Genomic DNA, 25165 nt, shown 5'->3' on the forward strand with positions numbered 1-25165 from the left:
AAAGTTTCAAATTATAAAAGGAGTTACTTGAATAAAACACTTTCAGTAAATGATTAAAATGAATGTAGAATACCAAGTAACATCTTTTTTAGAAGATATTGAAGGGTGGAAGTTTGTATTAAACTCATTACCTGATCTTATAGCTATTTTAAACCATAAATATGAGATTATATGGGCGAACACTGCTATGGCAGAGTGTTTAAATACTTCACCAGATTCATGTTTAGGAGTCAGATGTTTTGAGGCAATTCACGGTACTAAATTGCCTGTTGATAACTGCCCCCATGCGAAAATGATGATGGATAATAAAGGGCATACTGAAGAAGTGTATGAACCTAATTTGGGCGGATATTTTATGGTTACGGCTGCTCCTATAAAGGATAAATCTGGAAATACGCTTGGGAGCGTGCACATAGCACGTGATATCACAGAACGTAAAATAATGGAAGATAAAATTAAAAATTCCCTTCAAGAGAAGGAAATGTTAATTAGAGAGACATATCACAGGGTAAAAAATAATTTAATGGTTATATCAAGCCTTCTTGATTTACAGGCAAGGTATATTGAAGATATAGAAACGCAGAATATTTTCAGGGACAGTCAAAATCGTGCAAGATCCATGGCTTTAATTCATGAAAAACTTTACCAGACAACTGACCTTAAATGGATTAACTTTGCAAATTACATCAAAAAATTATCTATGGAACTCTTCGAAACATATTCTGGACAATCTAATAATATAAAAATTAATTTTGATTTAGAAGATCATGAACTGGATACTGAAACATCAATTCCATTAGGGCTTATAGTCAATGAACTTATATCAAACAGCCTGAAACATGCATTTCCTGACGGCAGAAATGGTATTATCAAAATAAAGTTCTACAAAGATGGTGGAAAATATGTATTGATAATATCTGACAATGGAATCGGATTTCCAGAAGATTTGGATTACAAAAAATCAGATTCTTTAGGTTTAAGAATTGTAAATAGTCTGGTAGATCAGATACATGGTGAAATAGATATGGATAGAACTCAAGGGACAAAATTCACCATAAAATTCCCATAATTGGGCTTTTGACACATTAACTTAATTTAATGGTTAATTTTGAGATTTAATGCAGTTTAATCCATCAATGTTTATATATTTTTATATATTGAATATACTATTTTTTAAATGATTTATTATATTGTTTAAACTAATTTTGGGAGATTCAAGCGGGATTAACCTCAAAATATTTTAAAATTATAAATTTTAAAATGATTTGCAAGTTTTAAAAAGTTTTATATAATGGGATGTATTACTGTTATTTTAACAAACCGACAGTCGGTTTTTTGGAGAAACATAATGACTAAAAAAGAATCCAAAGAAAAACGTATCAATGATATTATTGATGCTGCCATGGAAATTTTCCTAAAAAAAGGTTATGAAAATGCTACAATGGAATCAATTGCTAAAAAAGCAGGTATAAGTAAAGGGGGATTGTATCACCACTTTAAAAGCAAGGATATGATATTGATATTTGTTAATCAAAAGATAAGCGAAAAATTAGAAGAAATAGGACATGCATCAATGGAAATGCCGTCTGTTAAAGAGGGACTGCTTTTTTATATGGAAAATTATCTCAGGTACTGGTTAGAACACCCTGTAGAAACTACTTTTCTCTTCCTGTCTATTACTAAAATTTTAGACAATTCTGAACTTTTAAAGTATTATCAGCAGTTTACTGGAGATTATATAAAATATCTGGAAGAAGCTTTTAAGATGGGAGTTGAAACAGGTGAATTTATTCCACATGATACCCGGACAAGTGCAGTTACATTGGCAGCAGCATTAGATGGAATTATATGCTACATGATCCTTGATGAGCAGCTGAATATTGAAGAAGTGGTAAAACGATTTGAAGAAAAATTTATAAAACCAATTGAAAAAGGAGCATATTGGTGTAAATTAATTAAATAATAATTAAAGCAATATTACGGCTTAATTAATAATATAATGATTATTATGCTAAAATAAGAGGAGCATTATATGAAAGATATAAAACAGAAAATTAGAAAAACAACGTTGTTAATTTCATTTTTACTTTTCCCAGTTACCATGTTTTACTTTTCACCCTTTTTGATAATATGGGGAGCTTCCCTGGGGATAATTACAGGCAGCTTTATAACTTTCACTGCTCTGTTCATTTTATCATTGTTCTTTGGTAGAGCATTCTGCGGATGGGCTTGTCCAACTGGAGGAGCTCAGGAATACTGCTTCTCAATAAATGATGGAAAAACAAGGGGTGGAAAATATAACTGGATTAAATATTTCCTCTTTGTACCATGGCTGGCTATCATTACAATAATGGCTTTATTAGCAGGCGGTTTAACTAAAATTGATCCTTTTTTCATGACCAGCAGTGGAGTTTCTATTTCAGAACCATTTATGTACATTATTTACTACGGCGTGCTGTTATCAACAATTTTAATCTCACTAATATTGGGTAAAAGGGCCAGCTGTCACTATTTCTGCTTTATAGCCCCATTTATGATTATTGGAACAAAAATAAAGAATTTTTTAAGATGGCCTTCCCTTCACATTAAAACTGATAAAGAGCTTTGTACTGAATGCAGGCTCTGTAGAAACTGTCCGATGAGTCTTGATGTGCAGCAAAAAGTGAAAAATGGAGATATACATGATTTTGAATGCATTTTATGCGGCCAATGTGTTGATTCCTGTCCAAAGGGAGCAATAAAATATGCTTTTGGCAGGCCTGAAAAATAAAAATACGTGTAATTTACAAGTTAATAGTTTAAAAATTATAAATTAATAATGGCTTTAAAGTTAGTATTTAATAAATTCAGTAAAAGGTGTATATTATGGATTTAAAAATAATAGACTTTTATTTTTTCTCAGGGACTGGAAATACTCTGCTTGTAGTAAAGAAGATGCGTGATACATTTGAAGAAAATGGCATAACTGTAAATTTGCATAAAATTGAAGGATCAACTCCTGATGAAGTCAATTTAGATCATATGATTGGATTAGCGTTTCCTGTGGCAGTATTTTCAACTTATCCTTTAGTCTGGGATTTTATAGAGTCGTTGCCCCGTGCAGGTGGTACCAAAATTTTCATGGTTGACACCTTGGGAAGTACTTCTGGAGGAATTGTTGGTCCACTTCGAAAGATCGTCTCAGAGAATGGTTACAATCCAGTTGGGGCCATGGAAATCCAGATGCCCTCCAATATATTTTTTATACAGGATGAAAAAACTAACAAAAATAAAGTTCAAAAGGGGCTTGAAGCAGCTGAAAAATATGCATTAGATCTTGTAAATGAAAAGGCGGAATGGGGACGTGTTCCAATTTTATCCGATGCTGTGAACTTATTTTCAAGGGGTACTTTGAAGTTAACTGGAGTTGATTTACACCAGAAACTTTTTCTCTTTAAGGTGAATAAAGAAAAATGTAATAAATGCGGGATATGTGTAGGCATCTGCCCAACCAGAAATATCAAGATAGATGGGGGAAACTATCCTGTACATGGATTAAACTGTCAATACTGTTTAAGATGTACTTCATTTTGTCCTAAACGGGCAATTCCATGTAAGTTTAATTATAAAGGAAAAACATATGCAGCTGTTAAGGCAAAGGAATTTTTGAAGATAAGGAATCTTTAATTTATTTTGAATCCAATGATTTAAAACACTATTAAAAATTGGAATAAATTTTTGCTTGGTTTTAGAGAAAATAAATATGAAAAAAATCATAACTATATTAAACTTTACTCGTTAATAGGGTATTTTTTTTATGATCTAAAAAGAGACAGGACTTTCAATTAGTAAGTTCAAAATGATTAAAGATAAGTAATAAATTTGAAATTTAAAAGGTTGAAAAGGGGTTTTACAGTGTATGATTTAGATAAAAAAGATATAGATATCAAAAAATTAGCAGATAAAGCTATGAATGATAAAGTTTTATTACATGAACTGCTTAAAGGGGTTGTATCTAAGGATAACACTACTAGATCAAATAGTTTTAATGTACTCCAGATCGTAAGTGTTGAAAAACCAGAAATTCTTTATCCAAAGTGGGATTATTTCCATAAAATGCTCTTAAGCAAAAATAATTACCATAAATACATTGCTATTTATATTCTGGCAGACCTTACTGCGGTAGATAAAGAAAATAAATTCGAAGATATTTTTGAGGACTACTACGGAATTCTTGCAGGGGATAAGATCATGACAGCTTCTCACGTGGCCCTTAATTCCAGTAAAATAGCATTGAATAAGCCCGAACTCCAATCAAAAATACTCGACAGGCTTTTAGATATTGACAACATTCACCAGGGCAGGCAGAATGAGCTGCTCAAGTCATATGTTATAGAAGCACTTAGAAAGATGTATCCTGAGATTAATGACAAAAAAAGGGTAGCAAAGTTCATTGAGGCACAATTGGACAGCTCAAGCCCTAAAACAAGAGATTTAGCGGCATGTTTCCTGGATAGATGCACATGGTAAATATCTCACTTTTAAACAGTGTTTAAATAGTAAAGTTATTAACAAGCCAATTATAATTAATAATAAACACATGTGCTGACTAAATATTTTTACGCTGGAGATATGAAATGTTCAAGATTAAAAGTATTTACGAACCTGCAGATGATGAAGACGGATTTAGAATTCTGGTGGATAATAGATGGCCTGAAGAGTTATCAAAAGAAGATACAAAGGTAAATTTATGGCTTAAAGAAATTGCCCCCTCAAAAAATACAGATAAATGGGTCACAGAGGACTCTGTAGATTTTGAAGGGTTTAAAGAGGAATACCGCATGGAACTTCAAAAGAAGAAGACGCTTATTTCTATTATCCGGAACTTCGAAAAAGAAAATGGAACCGTTACTTTACTGTATTTTGAACACGACCCTGAATGTAATTGTGCAGCGGTTTTGAAAGATAAACTTAATGGATACAGGACAATCAGCAGGTCTGTGGGCAGGCTTCATGGGGGGTGATTTTTAATTAGATTCAAAAAGAATAATAATGAAGTTAATTTAAAGTAACTCCATATTTTTTACATATTTTCTGGATGTAACTTGAGGATAGGAAAAGACTGCCTGCAATCTTTTTAGATTTTTTATCAAAAATACCATAACCTAAGACACCTATCACCTTGTTCTGGCTGTTAACAACAGGCCCTCCACTGTAACCTTCGCCAGTAATAGCACTTGTTAGGTAGTAAATAGTGCCTTTTGGGTTAGGTGCCATTGCTTTTAAATTACCGGATGAGCTGGATGGGGTGCTGTTTTTTTTATTTACAGGATAGCCGTGTATGACAACTTTTTCATTCATTTTGTGGTTTAAACTAATACCCGACATGGGCAGATTCACACCACTGGTATTTACTTTTAGAAGTGCTATATCCTCACCATTTGCGGTATTTCCAGAACCTATCAAACTGGCTTTTAGTGAATTACTGGTATTGATGTTGTGTAATGCGTTTCCTTTGACATAAATCTCACTTCTATACGAGTTTGAAGATATCCGTCCTTTTTTAATGAAATCATCTGTAGCACGTTCTAAGGCTTTCCTGCGGTCAGTTTGAGTTTTGGGCACATTTTTAAACAACTGGTAAGCAAGTATTGGATTTTTATTTTTTAAATAGTACAATAAACCTGCCTCTTCAACATACCACTTTATATCACTAGAATTCATTTGTTTAAGCTGGTTTTTACTTTCTAATGCCCTGGAATCACTTAAAACGTGAAATGCAGTTACAATATAGCCGTTTTTATTTATAATAAAACCTGACCCGTAGCTGTAGGGCTGGTAGTTGACTGTTACATTTGATGTTACATTAAACATAGGGTCTTTAATTGTAACTGTGCCTGAAAATCCCTGTTCAACGCTGACAGTTGTACTTGCAATATTTGCAGTGTTTAAAGAGCTTCCAGCAACTGCTTGCGCACATCCAATTCCTGAAAACCCGATAACAATAATGATCAGTAAAAATGTTTTAAATAGATTTAATAATTTGTTTTTTGATTCAGGGAGAATCATGTTTCCACCTCTTGGGGATTGATTGTTCGACAATATCTTAAATATTTGTATAATTGGAATAATATACAATATATCTTGTTTTTTGGTAATTAATCCTGAAAAGAAGCGGTTTTGCAGATTTTAAAATTAGTTAAAGCCTTCAAATTGGTATAATGCATGTGTATCATGATGATCATTTTTAAACTGTTCTATTTCAAGATAATTTTATTCGGTTTGAAGTTTTATATAAACATTTTGTTTTAATTACAATGAATGTATTTAGGGCTTGTTTTATTAAATAATTAAAGTAAAACAGGTTTTAATTTTCAGTGACAAGGATTTTAGTTAATTTATTTTGGGTTGGAATGATAATTGAAATGAAAGATTTGGGCCATCTGCCCTTTGAAGATGAAAATCCATGGATTTGTTTAATTTTGAAGAGCTTGAATGAATTGCTGGAAAATGTAATGAGATTAAGACGTGCTGGTAACTTAAACCTGAATTTTAATGGAATTTTATTAATTTTATGATAATTACATTTTATAGTCTTTTTATAACAAATGAACTGCAAGAATCTATTTTTAGCTGTATTTCAGATTATGCCAATTATAATTACAATACGCTCATGCCCAGAATGTTGTGTAAATAATATCGCTTCACTCGTGTGTCTGGTTAAGTAAATCGTATTTTTTTAAGATAAATTTCCTATAATCAATTAAAAATTACAATTTAACGTGAAGTATAACTCATGCACAGGATCAGGGACATGTAAAAATCTCTCAAAAAACCGAAGGTTTTTTTGGAGCACTCAAACACGTAGTGTTTGGTGCATCGAAAGCAAAGCTTTCGCATGCGCAAAATTAGAAATTTTGCAAGCCGTCGAAAATTCTTCGAATTTTAAGGGTTTTGCAGGCGACAAATACGAAGTATTTGTCAGCTGCGATTTTTACGGTCACAAAAACCGAAGTTTTTGTGAACATGAGCGTTACAATAAAAATTGTATTTGGTATAGTGGAGTATACCTGTCCCTAATTGTAATAAAATTATACTTAGTATAGTAAAGTATACTCATCCGTAATTGTAATCAAGATTGTATTTAGTATAACAAATTATACTAAATATAATAATATTAAATATTATATTGAGTATAGTAAAATATACAAGTAGAGGTGATTCTATGCCGCTCCTGCCTTTAAGTATTCCAAATGATTTAGATAAATATTTTTACAACAGAGAAAAGGATTTAAAAAAACTTAAAAACCATTTAAATGCCCTTAATGAAGATATATCTGATCAGATACTTGTTACTGGGCTTAGAGGTGTGGGGAAAACATATCTTCTGAAAAAACTGTTGAAAGAACTGCCGGATAACATCCTGGTTACGTATATTGACATTTCTAAAGTATACGGGAACCAGAGGGGAAAGATCAATGAAGAATTGATAATGCATGGCTTGCTGAATTCCATGAACAACGCTTTAAAAGGATACGAAAAGAACTCTTTAAATGGAATATATCATACCATAAAAGATTTTTTAGTTAAAATGTCCCTGAAAAAATACGACTTTAAAGAAGCTGGAAATATTTTAGGCATAGCGGTGCCTGAAACCAGTGATAATTATGAAAAGCTGAGCCATTTTGTAATGGAATTTCCACAAAAAGTAGTTGACGCGTCAGAAGGGGAGATTAAGGGTTTTGTCATTGTTGTAGATGAGTTCCAGCTTTTGGGCGAGTTAGAAAACCCTAATTCATTCTTCTGGTTGATTAGAAGTTACACTCAAGACCAGGACAATGTCAGTTATATATTCACAGGCTCAATTTCTAAGACAAGCGAAATCGTTGAAATGATAAACGGCGGGAACGGTGCCTTCGGGGGCAGGATGATACAGGTCAATATCGACCCTTTCACCAGGGAAGAAACTGAGGGGTACCTTAAAGAAAGGGTGCCTGAAATTAATTTTACAGAAGACGGTTTGGAACGGTTTTATGAATGTACAAGAGGCGTGCCTGCAATTATAAACAGTTTCTGCAATACTATGTCTTCAGGGGAAATTTACAATTCAGAGACTATCAAAGAGACGTTCTTTCAGAAAATGGACCAGATCACCGTGATGTGGATAAAGATATGGGGAACGCTTAACGAGAAAGAAAAGGATATACTGATATCTTTAGCTCAAAATGGACCTCAAAGCTGGAGCGAACTTGAAAAATCGGTTGAATTTTCACGGATGACCTTTACGAAGTATCTGGATATTTTAAAGAATAAGGGTATAGTTGCCTTTGGCAGTGGATCAAAGTATGAGATAGCCGACCGGATGTTAGAAGGGTGGATCAAGCATAAGAAGGAAGTTGACGGGTATTATCCTCCTTGAGGTTAAATAAAGTCATTATATCTTTATGAAGATGTAATATAGATAAGAAAATCTTAAAAATATAAAATAAATTTAATTTTGATAATCAATTTGTTTGTAATGTTCATTACTGATCAAATTTTTTGCTTTAAGTAAATTTTACTTAATTCAGTGACTATAACCATTTTTATTTTCTTCAATTAACTCTAAAGATTTGAGGGAATTTATCTGCCTGTAACCTTGAGAACTTCCAGCGGTAATTCCAACACCTTTAAATATCTCAGAAGCCTTAGATCCCGGATTTTTATTGATATATTCAAGTATTTTTATTTTAGTTTCACTTAGCATAGTTGGATTAACAATTATGGGCTCAATTTTACCATTTTTACAGATATAAATTAAAGGTAACTTGTTAAAACCAGAAATAAATGCATGCAGATATGTACCAAACAAATTTGAATTTATAATTACATTTTTTATGTCATTTTCCTGAAAGATATGATTCATTATTTTAATTGAATCTTCATAGTTATCAGTTAACTGGTAGTTTTTTATGTTTAAAAAGGTCTTATTTTCTTTTGGAGGTTCTGAAGATACTGTAATTATATCTTTTTTAAAATATCTTCCTATTTTTTCCAGTTGTTTTTGGTTTGTTATGTTTGTGATAATCTGAGATGACAATTTACCCACCAGCAGCGTAATATATCGTTTTATACCGTATGAACATTACTATTTCGTTTAAATACCTATTATATAGGGAAATATTTATAAGTAAGGACTTACATTACTATTAGGTAAAATTTAGAGGAAAAATTAAGAATACAAAAATATTTGGAGGGGAAAAAGATGCCGCTTTTAATCAACTATAAAGAAAATTCTTCAATTAAATAAAAATATTCTAAGATGGGAATAACCAGCGATATAGAAACTTGGCTAGCAGCACATAGCTGGAAAATAAGAAAATTAGGGCTTTAATTAGATGGAAAACCACTAGCAGAACTAATAAGGTTGGATGAGAAACTGCTTGTTGTTATTAATGAAGATGAAAAGAAAATGCTGGTCTTCAAAAATCATAGATTTTTGAGACCCGAAAACAAAGCATTCGAAAATCAGAGATTTTCGATGCCCTCGAACATTTCATGTTCGGGGCAGAGGAAATTACATTTCCTCAGGCGTCAAAATTGAAAATTTTGACAGTTTTCGACGGTCCTGAATGATGTGGAGTGCAGTGATTTTTAAGATTGTTCGCTTTTCTCCGCAGCGAAGCGAGGATTTTTTGGTCCATGCACTCAAAATTCGTAGAATTTTGGTGCCCCAAAATCAGAGATTTTGAGGGTTTTTTTTTGAAAAAAGGTGGTTTGGAATGATGTGGAGTGCAGTGATTTCTAATTTCATTTCTTTTTCTAGTGTAATAATTAAATATTAAGTAACATCAAATAAAATTTAAACAATGATTTAGAAATATACATATATGGACGGCGACGGTATGAATGTTTTTAATGTCCTTAAAAAACATGAAAATGAAATTAAAGAGAAGTTTCATGTTAAAAGGATTGGTCTATTTGGTTCCTATGTTCGGCATGAGGAAAATGAAGAAAGCGACATAGATATCCTTGTAGAGTTTGAGGAACCTACACTGCATAATTTTATGGGATTAATTGATTATTTAGAAAATCTTTTCGATAGGAAAGTTGATTTAGTTACTCAAAAATCTTTAAATCCTTATTTACGCCCAATTGTTGAAAAAGAGGTTGTCTGGTGTGAATAGGGATCAAATCTTTTTAAGACATATTCTAGACGAAATTGAATTTTTGGAAGAAGTATTCCCAATAAACAGCAGCAAAGAGCTTTTAAGTGACCCGGTTATCCAAAGAGCTAGTGTAAGGAGCCTTGAAATAATTGGAGAGGCTGTGAAAAACTTATCCAATAATTTCAAAGCTGATAATTCTCAAATTGAATGGAAAGAGATCGCTGGGATGCGGGATAAACTTATTCATCGTTATTTTAGTGTTGATTTAGATATTGTTTATGAAGTTTTAATGAATAGACTTCCTGAACTTAAAATAACTGTACTTAATGCATTAAACCTGTTTAATGATTTATTATAATTTGAAAAAAAGTTTTTATGGTATTAAACCTGTTTATGATGCAAAAATTTTTAAAAACCATTGAAGCTGTTGGGAAATAATCAAATTTTTTGCTTTAAGTAAATTCTACCAGTTAGTAATTTAATCGTGAACTTTTAATAGAAATAGAAAATAATAAACTAAAACTATTTTTTAACGGATTCTTTATTTATGAATCCATTTTCAAGTATCGCTATTTTGTTGTCTCTAGCCTAGATCTAGACTCTGATTACTAGAAACTTGGCAAGAATAGGCTGATTAATCCAATTATAAATTTTTTGAATCATTTAAAACATATATAAATAAGAAATTATGATGCTTCTTATAAATTAGGAAGTGTTAGGTTTAATGTGCCCTTAATTTACTCAATTCATTTCTTTTTAAATTTACTTCAAAGTTTTACAGTTATATTGCTGTATTCTTATAAAAAGCCTGTTCTTTTAGGATAAAATTGCTCTAAAACCATTTTGATCTTCTAATAAAAATTTATATTAAAAATTTATAATTTTTTAATACAATTTTTGTACTTTTATAATGTAAGATTATCTAGTTAACCTTATTAACTTAAAAAATGGGTTAATCATCCGTAACATTTAATAAGCATGACAACTATAATACTAATTAGCACAGTATTATGATTAACACACTGGTAAAATGAAAGTTTAACTACCAGTTCTAGCTTGTACTGGATATGTTCCAGTATATATCACAAAATGCAATGGGGAAATCAAACCTGCTGTAATTGAGTGAGGGGATGCCTCCGCTTTGTTGACATATTCAAAATTGAATTATAATGGTTTGATTATCCGTTAAATCGTTGCTATCAAGTTGAAGGTAGGGGTAGTCAGTTGAGATATGATGAGAGTTTTTAGAGATGTTTCTCTCATCATTTCTCTTTTAGAATCTGGTAATGAGGAGATGGTGGGAGTTTTGAGAGTTCTCTCACCATTATCCAGATTTAGCTTATTTTTAAATTACACTCATGTCTAAATGGTTGTGCCGATGTTACTTTGAATTTTTATGAGTTATATGGTTAATTACACTTCCAAATATAATTTCATAATAATTAATTGATATTATAATTTAATATAAAGCATGAAGTGTACACATGAACATGAGCGTTAAATTAAATCATGATTTATAGCTATAAAATAACAATTAGATCAATATTTATTCTACACTCTTGTCCTGCTTTGAAACGCAGAACCTGCAGAGAGCACCCGGCGTATTCATTTGTTTATCTTTTACAGGACATAAATACACGCCGTTTTCAAATTTAAGCTTGAATCCTCCAGGAAATGAAGTTCCAACAGGGTGAATCGATGCCTCTAAAATAAAAGTCGTATAAATAGAAACAATTTTTGCTAAACGTAGAAAATAAAGTTCTGATCTAAGTTTAGATCCTTTTATCTGTTTGTTGAGCACTTCCAGAAATTCTTGAAACTTTTTATTGTTAATATGTCCTTCATAGTTTCCTTTATCTTCCCGGATATCTTTGAAACGGTTTATGAATGCTTTTGTGAAATTTTCAATGAACTCTTCTCTGTACCCTGCATGCATGTATTTAGCATCTTCCTGAATATAAGCAGAGGCAAGCATTATGTCGTGCATGTGAATTCGTGATGCTTCCTGTTTTAAAACACCTAAAAGTTCATTTTTTGATATCTTCCTGGAAAAATCGAGTTCTTCAATTGTTTCAACCATATAATAATACCCTAATTTTTATAAATTTTAAACCTGTTTTTGTTTAACTTATTATATAAAAGTTAAAAAATGGTTTCTTTCTGTAATGATGAATCCTGTAGTTACATATTTTTGCCCTGCTCAGCAATACAGAACCCGCAAACAGTTCGGGGGTTATTCTTTGTTTTTGAGTATAATACAAATAATAATATATTTAAGGTAATGTTATAAAATGATTTAAGTGTTAAGGGGGCATAAACATGGAATCATATTCAAATGAGTTTAAAATATCTCTTTGTAATCTACTTAAAGCCAGATTTCCTTATTTGTATATAGCTACTTGGGAAGAAGATCGTTTATTATCTATAATAAGTTCAGTAATTGATGATGATTCTTTAATTAAAACAAAAAGGAAGTTATTCACATGGAAAATCACCACCGGACTTTCTACTGGTGAATCATTAACGAAAAAGGTAATAAAAGATCCAATAGAGGTTCTTGACTTTATTGAAAAGTATGAAGAGCCTGCTATATTTGTACTTATAGATTTCCATATTTATTTTGGTCGTTCAGGAACTGCTCCGGACATTCATGTTATTCGTAAGATTAGGGACGTATCCTCAGCTCTTAAAAGAAGTTTGAACCCTAAAAATGTCATTTTTGTATCTCCATCATTAATATTACCTGATGATCTACAGAAGGAAATAACTATTGTTGATTTTGAGCTTCCATCCTTTGATGAAATTATAAGTTTAATTGAAGAAATGATTGAAACAAATAAAAGAAATAACAGGATAACTGTAGATCTTGATCCACATGAAAAGGAATGCTTAGCAAGAGCATCCCTTGGTTTAACATTAGAAGAAGCTGAAAATGCATTTGCACGTTCTATGGTGGAAGATGGCTGTCTTAATATTGAAGATTTGGATGTGGTTATTGAAGAAAAACGTCAGATAATCAAAAAAACTGAAATTCTGGAATTTATCAGTACAGATCTTGAAATGAGTGACGTTGGGGGATTGGAAAATCTCAAAACATGGCTTAAAAAACGTAATAAATCGTGGTTTGATTCAGCAAAGCGTTACGGCATATCCGCACCAAGGGGAGTTTTAATTACGGGAGTTCCTGGCTGTGGTAAAAGTTTAATCGTGAAAGCTATTAGTTCTATGTGGCAGTTACCATTTTTACGCTTGGATATAGGTAAGGTGTTCAGTGGAGTTGTGGGCAGTAGTGAAAAGAATATGAGAGAAGCCATTAAAATTGCTGAAACTATATCTCCATGCATATTGTGGATTGACGAAATAGAAAAGGCTTTTGGGGGTATCGGCGGCGGTGATGGAGGAACATCCGAGAGAGTTTTTGGAACATTTCTTACGTGGATGCAGGAAAAAACTAAACCGGTTTTTGTCGCTGCTACTGCTAATAATATTCGATTACTTCCTCCTGAATTCCTCAGAAAAGGTAGGTTTGATGAAATATTTTTTGTAGATATGCCTACGCATAAAGAAAGAGTAAACATATTCCAAATTCATATCAAAAAACGTCTTATAGATCAGAATGTTGTAGGTGACTTTGAATTAAGTGATGAGTTGTTATATCATTTAGCTGATCTTACTGAAGGCTATTCGGGTTCAGAAATTGAACAGGTGGTTATATCTGCACTATTTGACGCGTTTTCAGAAGATAGGAGTATTAATTTGCATGATTTTGAAAAGGCGATTATTAGTACAGTTCCTCTTTCTAAAACACAGGAAGAAGAAATTATGAGGATCCGTGAATGGGCAAATGTACGTGCAGTTGCAGCTACATCTAAAGAAGATAGTAAAGGATATCAGAATGAAACCGCGGATATGGGTGGTGATGTAAATATCACCCGCGGTGGCCGAAGTATAGATGTTTAAAGAGGGTTAATATGAGCGTGGAAATTGTACTTATGCCTATTGCAATTGCAGCCGTAGCAGGGGCAATAAAAACTAGAAATGAAAATAATAAAGAATTAGCAAGGACATTGAGAAATGAAAAAAATCGAGAATCCTCTGGTTATTTTACCCTAGGGACTAGAATTAAAGATACAAAATTATTAGAAGAGACTTTGAAAATTTATGGCTGTAAAAATGTATTAATTGGAGATGATCTGGAAACAGAGTTGGATAAAGTAAGAATCATGTTTGAAAAGGATGAAAATGAGGTATTCAATGCTGTATTCCTTGGTGATATTTCACTAGAGAAAGCTAAAGAATTTATTTCAGATATAAATGGTGAATACACTAAATTGGTCCAGGAAAAAGTCTATCAGAATCTTTTAAAAAATGCTAGTGGACATAATCTCCAACTTGAATCAGAAGAAGTAAAAGAAGACAATTCAATTGTGCTTACGTTTGCTTTACAGGAGTAAAAATATGACCAAGAAAATTAAGATCCAGATTTTTCCAGACGGTACGATCCAAACAGAGATTCAGGGAATAAAAGGGAAAAGATGTACAGAATATATCCACATCCTGGAAGAACTTTTGGAAGCTGAGGCTGTTGATTCTAATTATACTCCTGAATTTCACGAAACTGAAACAGTGAAAATAACTGAAAAACAAGAACAGAGAATTAGGGAGCGGTAAAATGGCTGATACATCAAAAGGTACATTATGGGAATTAACACATTCTTTATGGATTTTATGGACATTAGCATTTGGATTTTTGAGCTGGGTGTCATTTTTTTATATTGGATTTAGGACAAAGCAAAGAAAATGGATTTTATGGGGATTGATATACTCTAGCTCGGCTATAACAGCCATGTTAATAGGTCCAACAGCAGATTATTCAATAATGGTACCAGAAGATAGCTGGATCATGGATCTACAAATTTTTTATTTCTTTGGCTTATGGATAATTTCCATGATCCATGCATTATGGGTGCGTAATGAATATTTATTAAGGTTAGAAGCCATAAGTGAACCTATTAGAGATGATGAATATTTAAAAAGAAAATATGCCATGGAATATGCTTATGGAAATGAAGAAAAAAGTAAATTTCAAAATCCATTTAAAAGATCTTCAATGAACAGCGGGATTAAAAAAGAAGATGTAAAAGATGTAGAAGTACAGTCAAAACCTGTTGACATCAACAATGATCCTGAAGAAGTAATTGCTGATCTTCCTGGAGTTGGACCTATACTAGCCAAAAAGGTTGTTGAAACACGTCAATCAAGTCCATTTAAATCTGTAGATGAATTTGGTGAGATTTTAGGACTTAAACCTCATATAATTGAAAGAGTTAGGCCATTAATAGTTATTTCTGGTGAATTTCCAGATAATGAAGAATCAGAGACTTCAACATCAGGCCGTCTGGTGGATTATTAATGTTTATAAGAATTCGAAGATTTTTACCTGAAACTAAAGTGGAAGGACCGGGAAATAGAGCGTGCATCTGGGTTCAAGGATGTTCTATTCAATGCCCTGATTGTGCAGTACCTGAATCATGGCCCACAAGCGGCGGAGAAAAGGTTAAAGTAGAAGAATTAGTCCAAAAAATTTTAAATATACCTAATATTGAAGGTATAACATTTAGTGGAGGGGAACCATTTGACCAGGCAGAATCTTTAGCTTCTTTGGGCCATATAGTTCAAGAAGAAGGGTTATCTGTAGTTACATTTACCGGGTACACTCTGGAAAATATCCAAAATTCCGCTGATCCTGGCTGGCAGGACTTGTTATCAGTCACTGACCTGCTAATTGATGGCCCATATATTTCAGGAGGGCCTGATCCAACTAATTTATGGGTAGGTTCATGTAATCAGAGGTATCATTTCCTTACTTCACGTTATCTTCATCTTAAATATGGAATATCAGATGTGTCTAACCGTATTGAAGTTAGAATTCAGGAAGATGGCAGCATATTGGTGAATGGAATGACTAATTTTTCTAAATTAGAAGATATCTTTAAGGGGATAGTCTAACTTATTTAATCCTTTTCACACGTCTTCGTCCTGCTCGGCAATGCAGAATCCGCAAACAGCTCCCGGATTATCATTTTGTTTATCTTTTACAGGGCAAAAATATGTTCCATTTTCATATTTAACTTTAAACCCGCCGGGGAATGGTGTTCCGACTATATGTATTGGCTCATCAAGGACAAATGTGGTGTAGATAGATATAATTTTGTATATCTTAAAAAAATGGGATTCTTTTGACCTTATTTTAAGCAGCATCTGCTCCTGTTCATTCAAGAGTTCCACTGCTTCTTTAAGTTCGCAGGTATTTACAGTGTCTTTAAATTTATTTTGATTATTTTTTATTTCCTTTAACCGTAGAATAAACCCTTTTACATATGCCCTTAAATATTCTTCCCTGTAATTTCCCTGCACATATTTTCCTTCAGCTACTAAATAAGAATAGGCAGTCATAATATCTGTTACAGAGATATCTGAAGCTTCTTTTTTAAGAACAAGTAAGAGTTCTTCTACTGTTATTTTGCCTGTAAAATCAAGGTTTTCCAGCTTGTTTACCATTTTAAGTACCAGTACATTGATTTTTAAATTATTTAAAATAAATAGGATTTAGGGTTTAAATTTTGCAAACTGGTCTTTACCAAACTTATTCATTATAGACTCTGCAGTTTTAGGCCCTATTCCTTCTATTTTAACCAGTTCTTTCTCTGATACATAACTTAAATCGCTTCCGAACGCATCTACAAGCGCACGGGCACGTTTTCGCCCCAGCCTTTTAACACTTACAACAAGTGGAATGATATCTTCGCGGACTCCATAGTAAAGACGTGCAGATAATTTATCGAGGTCGCTGGAGTAGGAATAATTATCTAAAACATGACAAATCTCTTTAAAGAACTTAACCATCCTGGAAGCTTCATAAGCAGCCCTTCTTGTGGTTGCAGCGTACACATTAAACGCATTTTCGATTCCATACTCACTTCTCTCATTTATCCACTCTAAAAGGGCGGCAGTTGTAGCTTCATCGTTGCTGATATCGCAGGCAAATATTCCATATTCATTCAGCTTGTCCATTACTGGTTCCTTGCTTTTACGGCTTTTAAATGAGATTTTGGGCATATCTGGAGTCCTTGAAATATCATAGATAAGTTGATAGACATCAAGATCTGAAGCTCTTTTAGCGTATTCTTTAAGTCTCACTGCAGTTTCAACAGTATAATTGCTTCTTGCAATTAAATTTCCAAAATCAGTTGTTTTAAGCCCTTCAGGAGTAAGCTGGATTATCCCATTTTGAATCAGGAACTCAAGTGCACTGTTTATTTCGTATTCCATTGTATCTACTGCAAGGGCACCAAAGAAATCATTGCAGTTCATTTGATGGCCGTAGAACGTTTTGCTGAAGAATTCAGTTATTTCTTGTGGGGTTCTGGCAAGTGAAGATGCTATCTGTGCTATTATCTGTCTGAAAACAGCGTCTTTATTTTCTATGAGTTTAGAAGATGTAAGCTCTATTTCTCCGTATACGTAATGATCTTTTAAATTATAACCTTCATCCATGCTTTTGGCTACTAAATATGAATATCCTTCAGTATCATACCCTGGCCGACCTGCACGGCCTGACATCTGCTCGTAATCAAATACAGGGATACTTTGAGGACCTCTTGATGTCCAGCGTGTGTAATCTCTTATTATAACATTTTTAGAGGGGAGGTTTACTCCGTACATGAGACTTGGAGTAGCGGTTATCATGTAAAGATTTCCTGCTCTAAACTCATTTTCAATTATTTCTCTCTGCTTGTCAAAAAGGCCTGCGTGGTGGAATGCTATTCCATTTTCAATGCATTCTGCAAGTTTTAAACACACTGAAGTTGGGCGTGACCCTCTTTTCCTTGGCACGTCCAGTATTTTTTGAGCTACGGCTCTAAATGCAAGTTTTTTATCCCTTGGAATTTTCTTTTTCACTTTACCTGAGATAAAATTTGCAAGAGCTTCTGTAAACCGTCTTGTAGATACAAAAACAAGGATCTGAGATGAATCTTCAATGGATTCGTTTAAAACTTTTAAAACAACATCATTTTTATTTTTAACCCCAAGCTCCTCAGTTATGAGGACATCCTTATAAAGTGGAACTGGCCTGTAATCATGCTCCACAATCTCTGCATCCAACCAGCTTGCAAGCTCGTCCATATTCTTGAGAGTTGCTGAAAGTGCAATGATCCTTAGGGATGGATTGATAATTTTTGATCGTGTCAGTGCACATTCAATTGTGGGGCCCCTTGAGTATTCACCAATCATGTGAAACTCGTCAATAATCAGAAGATCCATTTCTCTTAAATTGTTCCAGGAAAAACGGGTGATAGCATCAAATGATTCAAAGACCATAACTGAGAGGTCTGAAGATTTGGGGTGTTTCCCTACATTTATGCCAAATTTTTCAAACTTCTTGAATTCTGCCAGTTTTTCATTCTGTATGGATATAAGCGGTGCGGCGTATACTACCTTTCCACCATTTAAAATTGTATTTAATGCAGCAATTACTCCAAGAAGTGTTTTTCCACTTGCAGTTGGAATTGCTATTATATAATTAGATTTATTTTCAAGTAATCCTGAATCTAAAACTGCTTTTTGCGCAGGATTTAGTTCTTTAATCTTTGGATAGCAATCACTGATTATATCTCTGATTTTCTGATCTACTTTTTCCATAAAAATTAATAGTGCATTCTGCTTTTTATATTATACCTTTGATGCTTATTTAATAATTGAGTTATATATCTCCAATAAGTTAAAAACTATTAATTCTACCTTTTTTGGCCATAAAATTTCAGTATAACTAGAAAAAAATAATAGTGATTAGGTATATATTCATACTAAAGATCATTGTGAGTGTTTATCATGCCTCGATTTCAAACCATAACTCCGAAAGCAGCATTTAAATTAATGGAAGAGAAAGGTAATGAAATAACTATTCTGGATATCCGACCTGAGGATGAATTTGAAAAAGAACATGTCCCTGGAGCAGAAAATCTGGATTATCATGGACATCATTTCCAGGAAAAGGCAGAAAAGCTGGATAAAAATAAGAATTATATCATATATTGCAAAAGCGGTGCTAGAGGCGAATATTTTATGGGTAAAATGAAAGAATCTGGATTTAATGAAGCTTATAATATACTGGGAGGATTTGTGGCCTGGAAAATAAGTAAACTTCCCCTTGTAGGTGAAACAGAATAAGTTTTAAGCTAGAGATGACATACATCTAAATGAAATTTTGTTTTTTGACGAATTAACCCGTTTTTTATTAGCCAAATCAGGATCAAAATTATATTTAACATTATAAATATGTTTCAAATTATAAGTAAACTTTGTTAAATATTTGAAACAGAAACAAGATAAAATAATTATTATCTGTATATTTAGAATTGGATAAATCCTTTATAATTTATTTTAAGAGCATATACTTATTTTTCAAAACTTATTTTTTAAATAATATGGCTATTTAATTTATTAACTGAGTAAATCAGTTAAATAAAGCTATTATTTTCTACAGTACTTATTTTAATCTTAATTCAACCAGTTATGGCATTTAAAAGGAAAAGTTTATTAAAAATTAAAAATAAATTAGTATATATCACTCTGTATCTAAAGGAGGTATCTGATGGTAAATTGGGGAGCAATAGTTATAGGATTTGTTCTATCCATAATATTGTCCTGGCTATTTGGTGGATTGTTCTATGGTGGAAATTACTTTGGATTGTTCATAGCTGGACTGATTGTTGGTTTGATGGTGGGAGATGGAGCCTTAAACGGCGCGTGGAACGCGGCTGTGGCAGGTGCATTTGGCGGAATAATCGCAGCCATACTGATTGTAATTGGAGGAACACTATTTGCAGGCATTGCAGGACTTTTAGCAGGCGCTGCAGTTGGATTAGTAGTTGTTATAGTTGCAATAATCCAGTCTCTAGTTCTTATGGGAATCGGCGGAGCTATAGGTGGAGCAATAAAAGGATAAAAATAAATTAAAGGATAAATTTACCCTTTTTTCTCTTTTTTAACTACAATTATATCTGAAATTTTAGTGGAAGGATACTGGCCTTCAGAATCTTTTTCAACACTTTTTACCATGTCCCATACTGTTAAAAGTGCCACGCTTGTACCAGTTAAAGCTTCCATTTCAACACCAGTTTTTCCCAGGGAAGTTACACTGACTTCGGCCTGTATAAATTGGGGTTTTACATCGAATTTTACATCGACACCTGTGATTTTAAGGGAATGGCACAGAGGAATCAGGTGGTGTGTTGATTTCACAGCCCCAATAGCTGCAATTTGGGCTGTAGTAATGACATTACCTTTTTTAATTTCTTCTTTTTCTATAAGTTGAATTGTTTCTGCATTTAAGTAGATTTTACCCTGTGCTACAGCAGTTCGTTTTACAACAGGTTTATCTGATACTTCTACCATGTGAACACCTTTTTTAGAAAGGTGTGTAAATGATTTTTCTTCCATTTAAGTCAGCTCCTAGTGAATTATTAAATTTATGAGTGTTAATCAATATGGAATTTCAATACTTGAATATTTCATTACCTGTTCCCTTGCATTTTTTCCCATGTTCTCTTTAAGTTCTTTATCATGCAGTATTTTATTAACTGCTTCTGCAAGTCCTACAGGGTCTTCGGGATTTACAAGTATTCCAATCTTTTTATTTACAACTTCTGGAATTCCTCCAACTTTAGTTGCAACTACTGGTTTACCAGATGCCATGGCCTCTAAAATCACAATACCAAAACTTTCAGATACCGAAGGCACCACTACAACATCTGCTGAAGGCATTATATTTTCAATATCATTCCTTGCTCCCGTAAAAGTAATTCCTTCCATTTTTTCGAATTCTACAATGCCCTTGAGTTCCTCAAGCAGGGGTCCGTCTCCAACAATCACTATTTCTGCGTCTACATTGAGGAATTCTTTTGCTCGTATAAGATATTCAACACCCTTTTGCCACACTAAATTACCAACAAAAAGCACAACTGGCTTTTGTGGGTTTATATGTATTTCTTTTTTAAATGTACTTATCTGATCTGGTCTAAATCTTTCAACATCTACTGAATTGTAGGTGATTGATAGTTTATCATCAAGCCCTTCGATGCCTAACTTAAGGACATTTTCTTTGAGCGAATCACTTACAACGAATACATAATCTGATCTTTTTAAAATAAATTTAATCATTGATTTTAACAGGGGTTTACGTGCCAGGACAAATATATCTGAGCCGTGTATAGTAATCGCTGTTTTAGTCCCTGAAAACATACTGCAAATAACTGCTATTAATCCTGGAGGCATAACATAATGGGCGTGTATAAGATCAATTTTATATTTTCTAATCATGCTCAAAAGCTTAAAAGTGGCAGATATTGAAAATAAAAATCCTCGTATACCCTTAATGTTTACAGTTTGGGCTGTAAAAACAGGAATGCCTTCAATATCAGAAATATTTTCATGGGGATATGTGAGTACACATACTTTATCACCTCGATTTACCAGTTCTCTGGATAAAAGATAGCTATATGAAGAAATACCTCCTAAATGAGGTGGAAAATGACCTAACATACATATCTTCATTATGTTCACCTTAAATTAATTATATCATTGTAAAAATTATAAATTTATTTAATTATTGATTTTATAGTCAGGAGCGTAATTAATTAAACTTACAATATTTGAAAGTTAGGCATAATGATTTTAAATTGATTAAATTCAATTATTTCACCGTTTCATTTGGATAGATGGTCTAATTTTTGCACATGACTATACAAGCAGTTATTGTTTGTTTAAAATCCTGCCGTTCATTGTAACGATAATTATGTCAAAATCTATGTTATATCTTTCCTGACATTTCTCTTTTATAGATTTACCTATGAGTTCAAAAATAGGGAAGGTCATGTTTTCTTTATCAAGAATAGTTATCATGTCTTCTGTAGTCTTAGATTTAAAAATAGCCTCTATTAGCTTTTTGTCTGCACCTAAAAGTCCGCAGTATGCTGCTATTATTTCTCTTCTTCCATCTGCAACACTATTTTTAGTGTTAAAAATACCTGCAGCGATTTTAATGAGTTTACCTGCGTGTCCAAATAACATAATTTTGCTGATGCCTTTTTCTTCAGCTTTGTCTAACATGTAACCTACAAAATTACTCATCTGGACTATTTTGTCTTTAGGAGCATCTAAAATTTTAACTGCAAGGCGTTCTCCAATGTTACCCGGCACGAAGATAAGATCTTCATATCCTTCAGCCACTGCAACATCAATTTGGCAGGCTAAAGATTCTTTATAAGCTTTAGAAGACATAGGCCTTGCGATACCAGTCGTTCCAAGAATTGAAATACCTCTGGTTATACCAAGACGAGAATTCATGGTTCTTTTTGCAATTTCTTCTCCTTTTGGGACAAATATTATAACTTCTGCCCCTTTTCCTTTAGGGAGCATCTTTTGGAGATTAGTTTCTATCATTTGTCTTGGAACAGGATTTATAGCATGTTCTCCAACTGGGATCTGTAAACCTGGTTTGGTTACTTTACCAACACCTTCCCCGCCTTTAATTTTTATTTCACTATCTTCAGTTATCTTCACGTCAGCACATATTTTAAGGTTTGTGGTGACATCAGGGTCGTTGTATGGCATTTTAACTACACATGCCATTCCAGAATTAGAACTAATTTTTCTTGAACAATTTATATCAATTTTAAGTATTCCAAAAGGAGTTTCAATATCTATCTGTGGCGTAATATTTCCATTTACAGTTAAAAGTGCTGCAACAGCAGCAGCAGTTGCAGCGCTCCCTGTTGTAATCCCGTAAGAGGAATTTTTATTATTTTTCATTAATTCCCCTGTATCTCTGGACTTATTAATGAGATGCACACTGTGGATTTCCATTTTTCTAAAATTAGCTTGCTTGTAATTCTTCTTTAATAGCTTTTTCTAGCTCGTCTTTTTCAGGAGCTCCTACAAATTTCACAGTACCGTTTATAGCAACGGCTGGAACTGCCATTAAACCATATTCTATTGCTTTTTCACGATTTTGCATTATATCAATTTTTTCAACTTCTATATCGTCTTGCATTTCTTTTTTTACTGCGTCAACAACTTCTATGGCCATAGGACAGTATGGGCATGAAGGAGATGTAAATACTTCTACTTTAACAGCCATTATTTAACCTCCATTATATAAGATTTTTATTTTAACATTGTTCATTTTATTCAATATTTTTAGCATTTCTATTTTAATAAAATATCTATTTGGGTTTTTTAAGATTTAAATTTAACCCGCAAGTTACTGCAGATAAAAACATGTTGAAGTGTATCTTTTAAGTGATAGTCTTAATTTTTCTAAACTAGTTAAATTTGGGGGCGCGGTAAAGTTATTCAGCATATTACTGATTTATTTTTTCATCATTTATCCTTAAATTCTGTTTCTGCTTTATATTTTTACCATACAAATTAGATTTAAAATGGAATTGTCATGAAATTATGATTTTAAAAGGGTAATGTCTATTTTATTTAAATATCAGGAGTTATAAAAGTACATATCATAATCTTCTTATTTAGTTTAAATAATGATAACACCTAAAGGTGATATATTGAAAACAATTGTTAAATCGCCAGGTTCTGCAACAGTTATAAATGCTATAGCCACTGGTTGTGGTTCTGCATTTGGTATTAGACGCTATGTAACTGCAGAAGTGGAATTAAAATCATCAAATATAATATGTAAGTCAGATAAAGATGTAGACACAAGTTTAATGGAGCTATGTGTTAAAAGCGTTCTCCATAAATTTGATATTGATACTGGAGTTAAAGTTAAAATATATTCTGATCTTCCAGTTGCATCTGGACTTTCAAGCAGCAGTGCAACTTCAAATGCAGTTGTTCTGGCTACAGTTTCAGCTTTATCAAAAGAATATGGTCCTGATTGTTATATGTCTGATGTGGATGTATTAAATTTAGCTATAGATGCTTCGTTAGAGGCGGGTGTTACTATTACTGGTGCATTCGACGATGCAAGTGCTTCCTTTTTTGGAGGATTAACTGTAACCGACAACATGAACCGAAAAATTTTGAAAAAGCAAGACATGGAAGAGCAAAATATATTAATATATATGCCAGATAAAAAATCACTTACTGCACAATCTGATATTTTGAAGATGAAACTTCTCTCACCTTATGTCAAGCTTGCATTTGACCAGGCTTTAAAAGGTGATATATATAAGGCTCTAACTTTAAATGGACTTTTATATTGTGCAGCTCTTGAATTTAATCCTAACATTGCCCTTGATGCATTAAGTGCAGGTGCAATTGCGGCCGGATTATCAGGTACAGGGCCTTCATTTGTGGCTGTAACTGATGATAAAGCTTTAGATAATGTTTTAGACTCATGGAGCTCTTATGAAGGTAACATTATACATACTGAAGTTGATAATGAAGGCACGAAGGAAATTCTGAGTTAATAAGTCTCCTTTTTTAAACAAATTAAGGTGAAAAAGTGGATAAGGCAGAAGCTTTAAAAGTTCTTCAAGAATCTAGAGTCGCAATCGATAAAATAGATGAAGAACTAATATATTTAATAGAAAAAAGAACATCTCTTGCCAAAGATATTGCGAGTGCAAAACTAGCTTTGGGCATTCCAATAGAAGATAAAAAAAGAGAAGATTATATTCAAGATAAAATTAAAAAGATCTCCAAAGAAATAGATGGAGACTTCATCAATAAAATAATGAATATTTTGATGGAATTAAACAAAAAAGAACAAGAAAAAATACTTAGGAGGAATACTAATGGGTAACATAAGAACATCATTCGTAAAAAGAACTGCAAAAGAATTAGTAGAAACATATGAGGGTAAATTTACCACAGATTTTGATGAAAATAAAAAGTTAGTAGAAGAATTTTCTACTGTAAGTACAAAACATCTTAGAAATAAAATTGCAGGATATGTAACTAGACTAGTAAAACAAGGACCTCAATAGATCTTATAGATATCAATAGAT

At 32.8% G+C, this 25165-nt stretch carries 29 protein-coding genes; 20 read left to right on the forward strand and 9 right to left on the reverse strand.

What is annotated here, in order from left to right:
* The first annotated feature begins 58 nt into the window (after positions 1–58).
* From ASJ80_RS01805 to ASJ80_RS01830, 6 genes are all read left to right on the forward strand, one after another.
* Complete coding sequence (locus tag ASJ80_RS01805; RefSeq protein WP_069583576.1) at positions 59–1069, forward strand: histidine kinase dimerization/phosphoacceptor domain -containing protein; 1011 nt, start codon at positions 59–61, stop codon at positions 1067–1069.
* A 279-nt stretch (positions 1070–1348) separates the two neighbouring features.
* Positions 1349–1963, forward strand: a complete 615-nt coding sequence (locus ASJ80_RS01810; protein WP_069583577.1) for a TetR/AcrR family transcriptional regulator — start codon at positions 1349–1351, stop codon at positions 1961–1963.
* A 69-nt stretch (positions 1964–2032) separates the two neighbouring features.
* Complete coding sequence (locus ASJ80_RS01815; RefSeq protein ID WP_069583578.1) at positions 2033–2770, forward strand: 4Fe-4S binding protein; 738 nt, start codon at positions 2033–2035, stop codon at positions 2768–2770.
* Positions 2771–2865: 95 nt separating this feature from the next.
* Positions 2866–3666 (forward strand): EFR1 family ferrodoxin, encoded by an 801-nt coding sequence (locus ASJ80_RS01820; protein WP_069583579.1) that lies wholly within the window; start codon positions 2866–2868, stop codon positions 3664–3666.
* A 228-nt stretch (positions 3667–3894) separates the two neighbouring features.
* Positions 3895–4509, forward strand: coding sequence for a hypothetical protein (locus ASJ80_RS01825; RefSeq protein ID WP_069583580.1), 615 nt, complete (start codon positions 3895–3897; stop codon positions 4507–4509).
* A gap of 107 nt (positions 4510–4616) precedes the next feature.
* Positions 4617–5003, forward strand: coding sequence for a DUF488 domain-containing protein (locus tag ASJ80_RS01830; RefSeq protein WP_069583581.1), 387 nt, complete (start codon positions 4617–4619; stop codon positions 5001–5003).
* Positions 5004–5037: 34 nt separating this feature from the next.
* On the opposite strand, the gene ASJ80_RS01835 is transcribed toward ASJ80_RS01830, so the two are convergent.
* Positions 5038–6048, reverse strand: coding sequence for a S1 family peptidase (locus tag ASJ80_RS01835; RefSeq protein WP_069583582.1), 1011 nt, complete (start codon positions 6046–6048; stop codon positions 5038–5040).
* Between the two features lie 344 nt (positions 6049–6392).
* On the opposite strand from ASJ80_RS01835, the gene ASJ80_RS16770 reads away from it, so the two are divergent.
* Positions 6393–6557, forward strand: a complete 165-nt coding sequence (locus ASJ80_RS16770; protein WP_176720234.1) for a hypothetical protein — start codon at positions 6393–6395, stop codon at positions 6555–6557.
* A gap of 647 nt (positions 6558–7204) precedes the next feature.
* Positions 7205–8398, forward strand: a complete 1194-nt coding sequence (locus ASJ80_RS01840; protein ID WP_069583583.1) for an AAA family ATPase — start codon at positions 7205–7207, stop codon at positions 8396–8398.
* A gap of 147 nt (positions 8399–8545) precedes the next feature.
* On the opposite strand, the gene ASJ80_RS01845 is transcribed toward ASJ80_RS01840, so the two are convergent.
* Entirely contained in the window at positions 8546–9058 is a 513-nt protein-coding gene (locus ASJ80_RS01845; protein WP_069583584.1) for a hypothetical protein, read from the reverse strand.
* Positions 9059–9848: 790 nt separating this feature from the next.
* Between ASJ80_RS01845 and ASJ80_RS01850 the strand changes: the two genes are divergently transcribed.
* Positions 9849–10145, forward strand: coding sequence for a nucleotidyltransferase family protein (locus tag ASJ80_RS01850; protein WP_245837426.1), 297 nt, complete (start codon positions 9849–9851; stop codon positions 10143–10145).
* On the forward strand, positions 10138–10485 hold the full coding sequence (locus ASJ80_RS01855; RefSeq protein WP_095651927.1) for a HepT-like ribonuclease domain-containing protein: 348 nt from the start codon (positions 10138–10140) through the stop codon (positions 10483–10485). Before ASJ80_RS01850 ends, ASJ80_RS01855 begins: the two co-directional genes overlap by 8 nt.
* A gap of 1188 nt (positions 10486–11673) precedes the next feature.
* On the opposite strand, the gene ASJ80_RS01860 is transcribed toward ASJ80_RS01855, so the two are convergent.
* Positions 11674–12207: a DUF2115 domain-containing protein gene (locus ASJ80_RS01860; RefSeq protein WP_069583586.1), complete on the reverse strand. Its 534-nt coding sequence runs from the start codon at positions 12205–12207 to the stop codon at positions 11674–11676.
* 239 nt (positions 12208–12446) lie between these two features.
* Between ASJ80_RS01860 and ASJ80_RS01865 the strand changes: the two genes are divergently transcribed.
* From ASJ80_RS01865 to ASJ80_RS01885, 5 genes are read left to right on the forward strand one after another with little or no spacing between them, the layout of a single operon-like run.
* Positions 12447–14087: an AAA family ATPase gene (locus ASJ80_RS01865; RefSeq protein WP_069583587.1), complete on the forward strand. Its 1641-nt coding sequence runs from the start codon at positions 12447–12449 to the stop codon at positions 14085–14087.
* Positions 14088–14098: 11 nt separating this feature from the next.
* Positions 14099–14581: a hypothetical protein gene (locus ASJ80_RS01870; protein WP_069583588.1), complete on the forward strand. Its 483-nt coding sequence runs from the start codon at positions 14099–14101 to the stop codon at positions 14579–14581.
* A gap of 4 nt (positions 14582–14585) precedes the next feature.
* On the forward strand, positions 14586–14798 hold the full coding sequence (locus ASJ80_RS01875; protein WP_048080710.1) for a DUF2997 domain-containing protein: 213 nt from the start codon (positions 14586–14588) through the stop codon (positions 14796–14798).
* A 1-nt stretch (position 14799) separates the two neighbouring features.
* Positions 14800–15540 carry a ComEA family DNA-binding protein gene (locus tag ASJ80_RS01880; RefSeq protein ID WP_069583589.1) on the forward strand — a complete coding sequence of 247 codons (741 nt, stop codon included), beginning with the start codon at positions 14800–14802 and terminating at the stop codon, positions 15538–15540.
* Positions 15540–16136: a 4Fe-4S single cluster domain-containing protein gene (locus ASJ80_RS01885; RefSeq protein WP_069583590.1), complete on the forward strand. Its 597-nt coding sequence runs from the start codon at positions 15540–15542 to the stop codon at positions 16134–16136. Before ASJ80_RS01880 ends, ASJ80_RS01885 begins: the two co-directional genes overlap by 1 nt.
* A 15-nt stretch (positions 16137–16151) precedes the next feature.
* Here ASJ80_RS01885 and ASJ80_RS01890 read toward each other — a convergent pair whose 3' ends face one another.
* Positions 16152–16688 (reverse strand): DUF2115 domain-containing protein, encoded by a 537-nt coding sequence (locus ASJ80_RS01890; RefSeq protein WP_069583591.1) that lies wholly within the window; start codon positions 16686–16688, stop codon positions 16152–16154.
* 48 nt (positions 16689–16736) lie between these two features.
* Entirely contained in the window at positions 16737–18830 is a 2094-nt protein-coding gene (locus ASJ80_RS01895) for a DEAD/DEAH box helicase (RefSeq protein WP_176720235.1), read from the reverse strand.
* 189 nt (positions 18831–19019) lie between these two features.
* Between ASJ80_RS01895 and ASJ80_RS01900 the strand changes: the two genes are divergently transcribed.
* Together ASJ80_RS01900 and ASJ80_RS01905 are read left to right on the forward strand one after the other, a co-directional pair.
* Positions 19020–19358 carry a rhodanese-like domain-containing protein gene (locus tag ASJ80_RS01900; protein ID WP_069583593.1) on the forward strand — a complete coding sequence of 113 codons (339 nt, stop codon included), beginning with the start codon at positions 19020–19022 and terminating at the stop codon, positions 19356–19358.
* 424 nt (positions 19359–19782) lie between these two features.
* Entirely contained in the window at positions 19783–20136 is a 354-nt protein-coding gene (locus ASJ80_RS01905) for a DUF5518 domain-containing protein (protein ID WP_083240939.1), read from the forward strand.
* A gap of 20 nt (positions 20137–20156) precedes the next feature.
* On the opposite strand, the gene moaC is transcribed toward ASJ80_RS01905, so the two are convergent.
* The 4 genes from moaC to ASJ80_RS01925 form a co-directional block, all read right to left on the reverse strand.
* A complete protein-coding gene (gene moaC, locus ASJ80_RS01910; RefSeq protein WP_069583595.1) occupies positions 20157–20630 on the reverse strand; it encodes a cyclic pyranopterin monophosphate synthase MoaC in 474 nt (157 codons plus the stop codon).
* 42 nt (positions 20631–20672) lie between these two features.
* Positions 20673–21743, reverse strand: a complete 1071-nt coding sequence (locus ASJ80_RS01915) for a glycosyltransferase family 4 protein (protein WP_069583596.1) — start codon at positions 21741–21743, stop codon at positions 20673–20675.
* Between the two features lie 198 nt (positions 21744–21941).
* Positions 21942–23000 carry a cobalt-precorrin-5B (C(1))-methyltransferase CbiD gene (gene cbiD / locus ASJ80_RS01920; protein ID WP_069583597.1) on the reverse strand — a complete coding sequence of 353 codons (1059 nt, stop codon included), beginning with the start codon at positions 22998–23000 and terminating at the stop codon, positions 21942–21944.
* Between the two features lie 64 nt (positions 23001–23064).
* On the reverse strand, positions 23065–23328 hold the full coding sequence (locus ASJ80_RS01925) for an MJ0307 family thioredoxin (protein ID WP_069583598.1): 264 nt from the start codon (positions 23326–23328) through the stop codon (positions 23065–23067).
* Between the two features lie 430 nt (positions 23329–23758).
* On the opposite strand from ASJ80_RS01925, the gene ASJ80_RS01930 reads away from it, so the two are divergent.
* From ASJ80_RS01930 to ASJ80_RS01940, 3 genes are read left to right on the forward strand one after another with little or no spacing between them, the layout of a single operon-like run.
* Entirely contained in the window at positions 23759–24625 is an 867-nt protein-coding gene (locus ASJ80_RS01930; protein WP_069583599.1) for a shikimate kinase, read from the forward strand.
* 35 nt (positions 24626–24660) lie between these two features.
* Positions 24661–24960, forward strand: coding sequence for a chorismate mutase (locus ASJ80_RS01935; RefSeq protein WP_069583600.1), 300 nt, complete (start codon positions 24661–24663; stop codon positions 24958–24960).
* A complete protein-coding gene (locus ASJ80_RS01940) occupies positions 24953–25144 on the forward strand; it encodes a 30S ribosomal protein S17e (protein WP_048080698.1) in 192 nt (63 codons plus the stop codon). The genes ASJ80_RS01935 and ASJ80_RS01940 overlap by 8 nt, the downstream gene beginning before the upstream one ends.
* The last annotated feature ends 21 nt before the right edge of the window (positions 25145–25165 follow it).

The sequence above is a fragment of the Methanobacterium bryantii genome (assembly GCF_002287175.1).
GTDB classification, from domain to species: Archaea; Methanobacteriota; Methanobacteria; order Methanobacteriales; family Methanobacteriaceae; genus Methanobacterium_D; species Methanobacterium_D bryantii.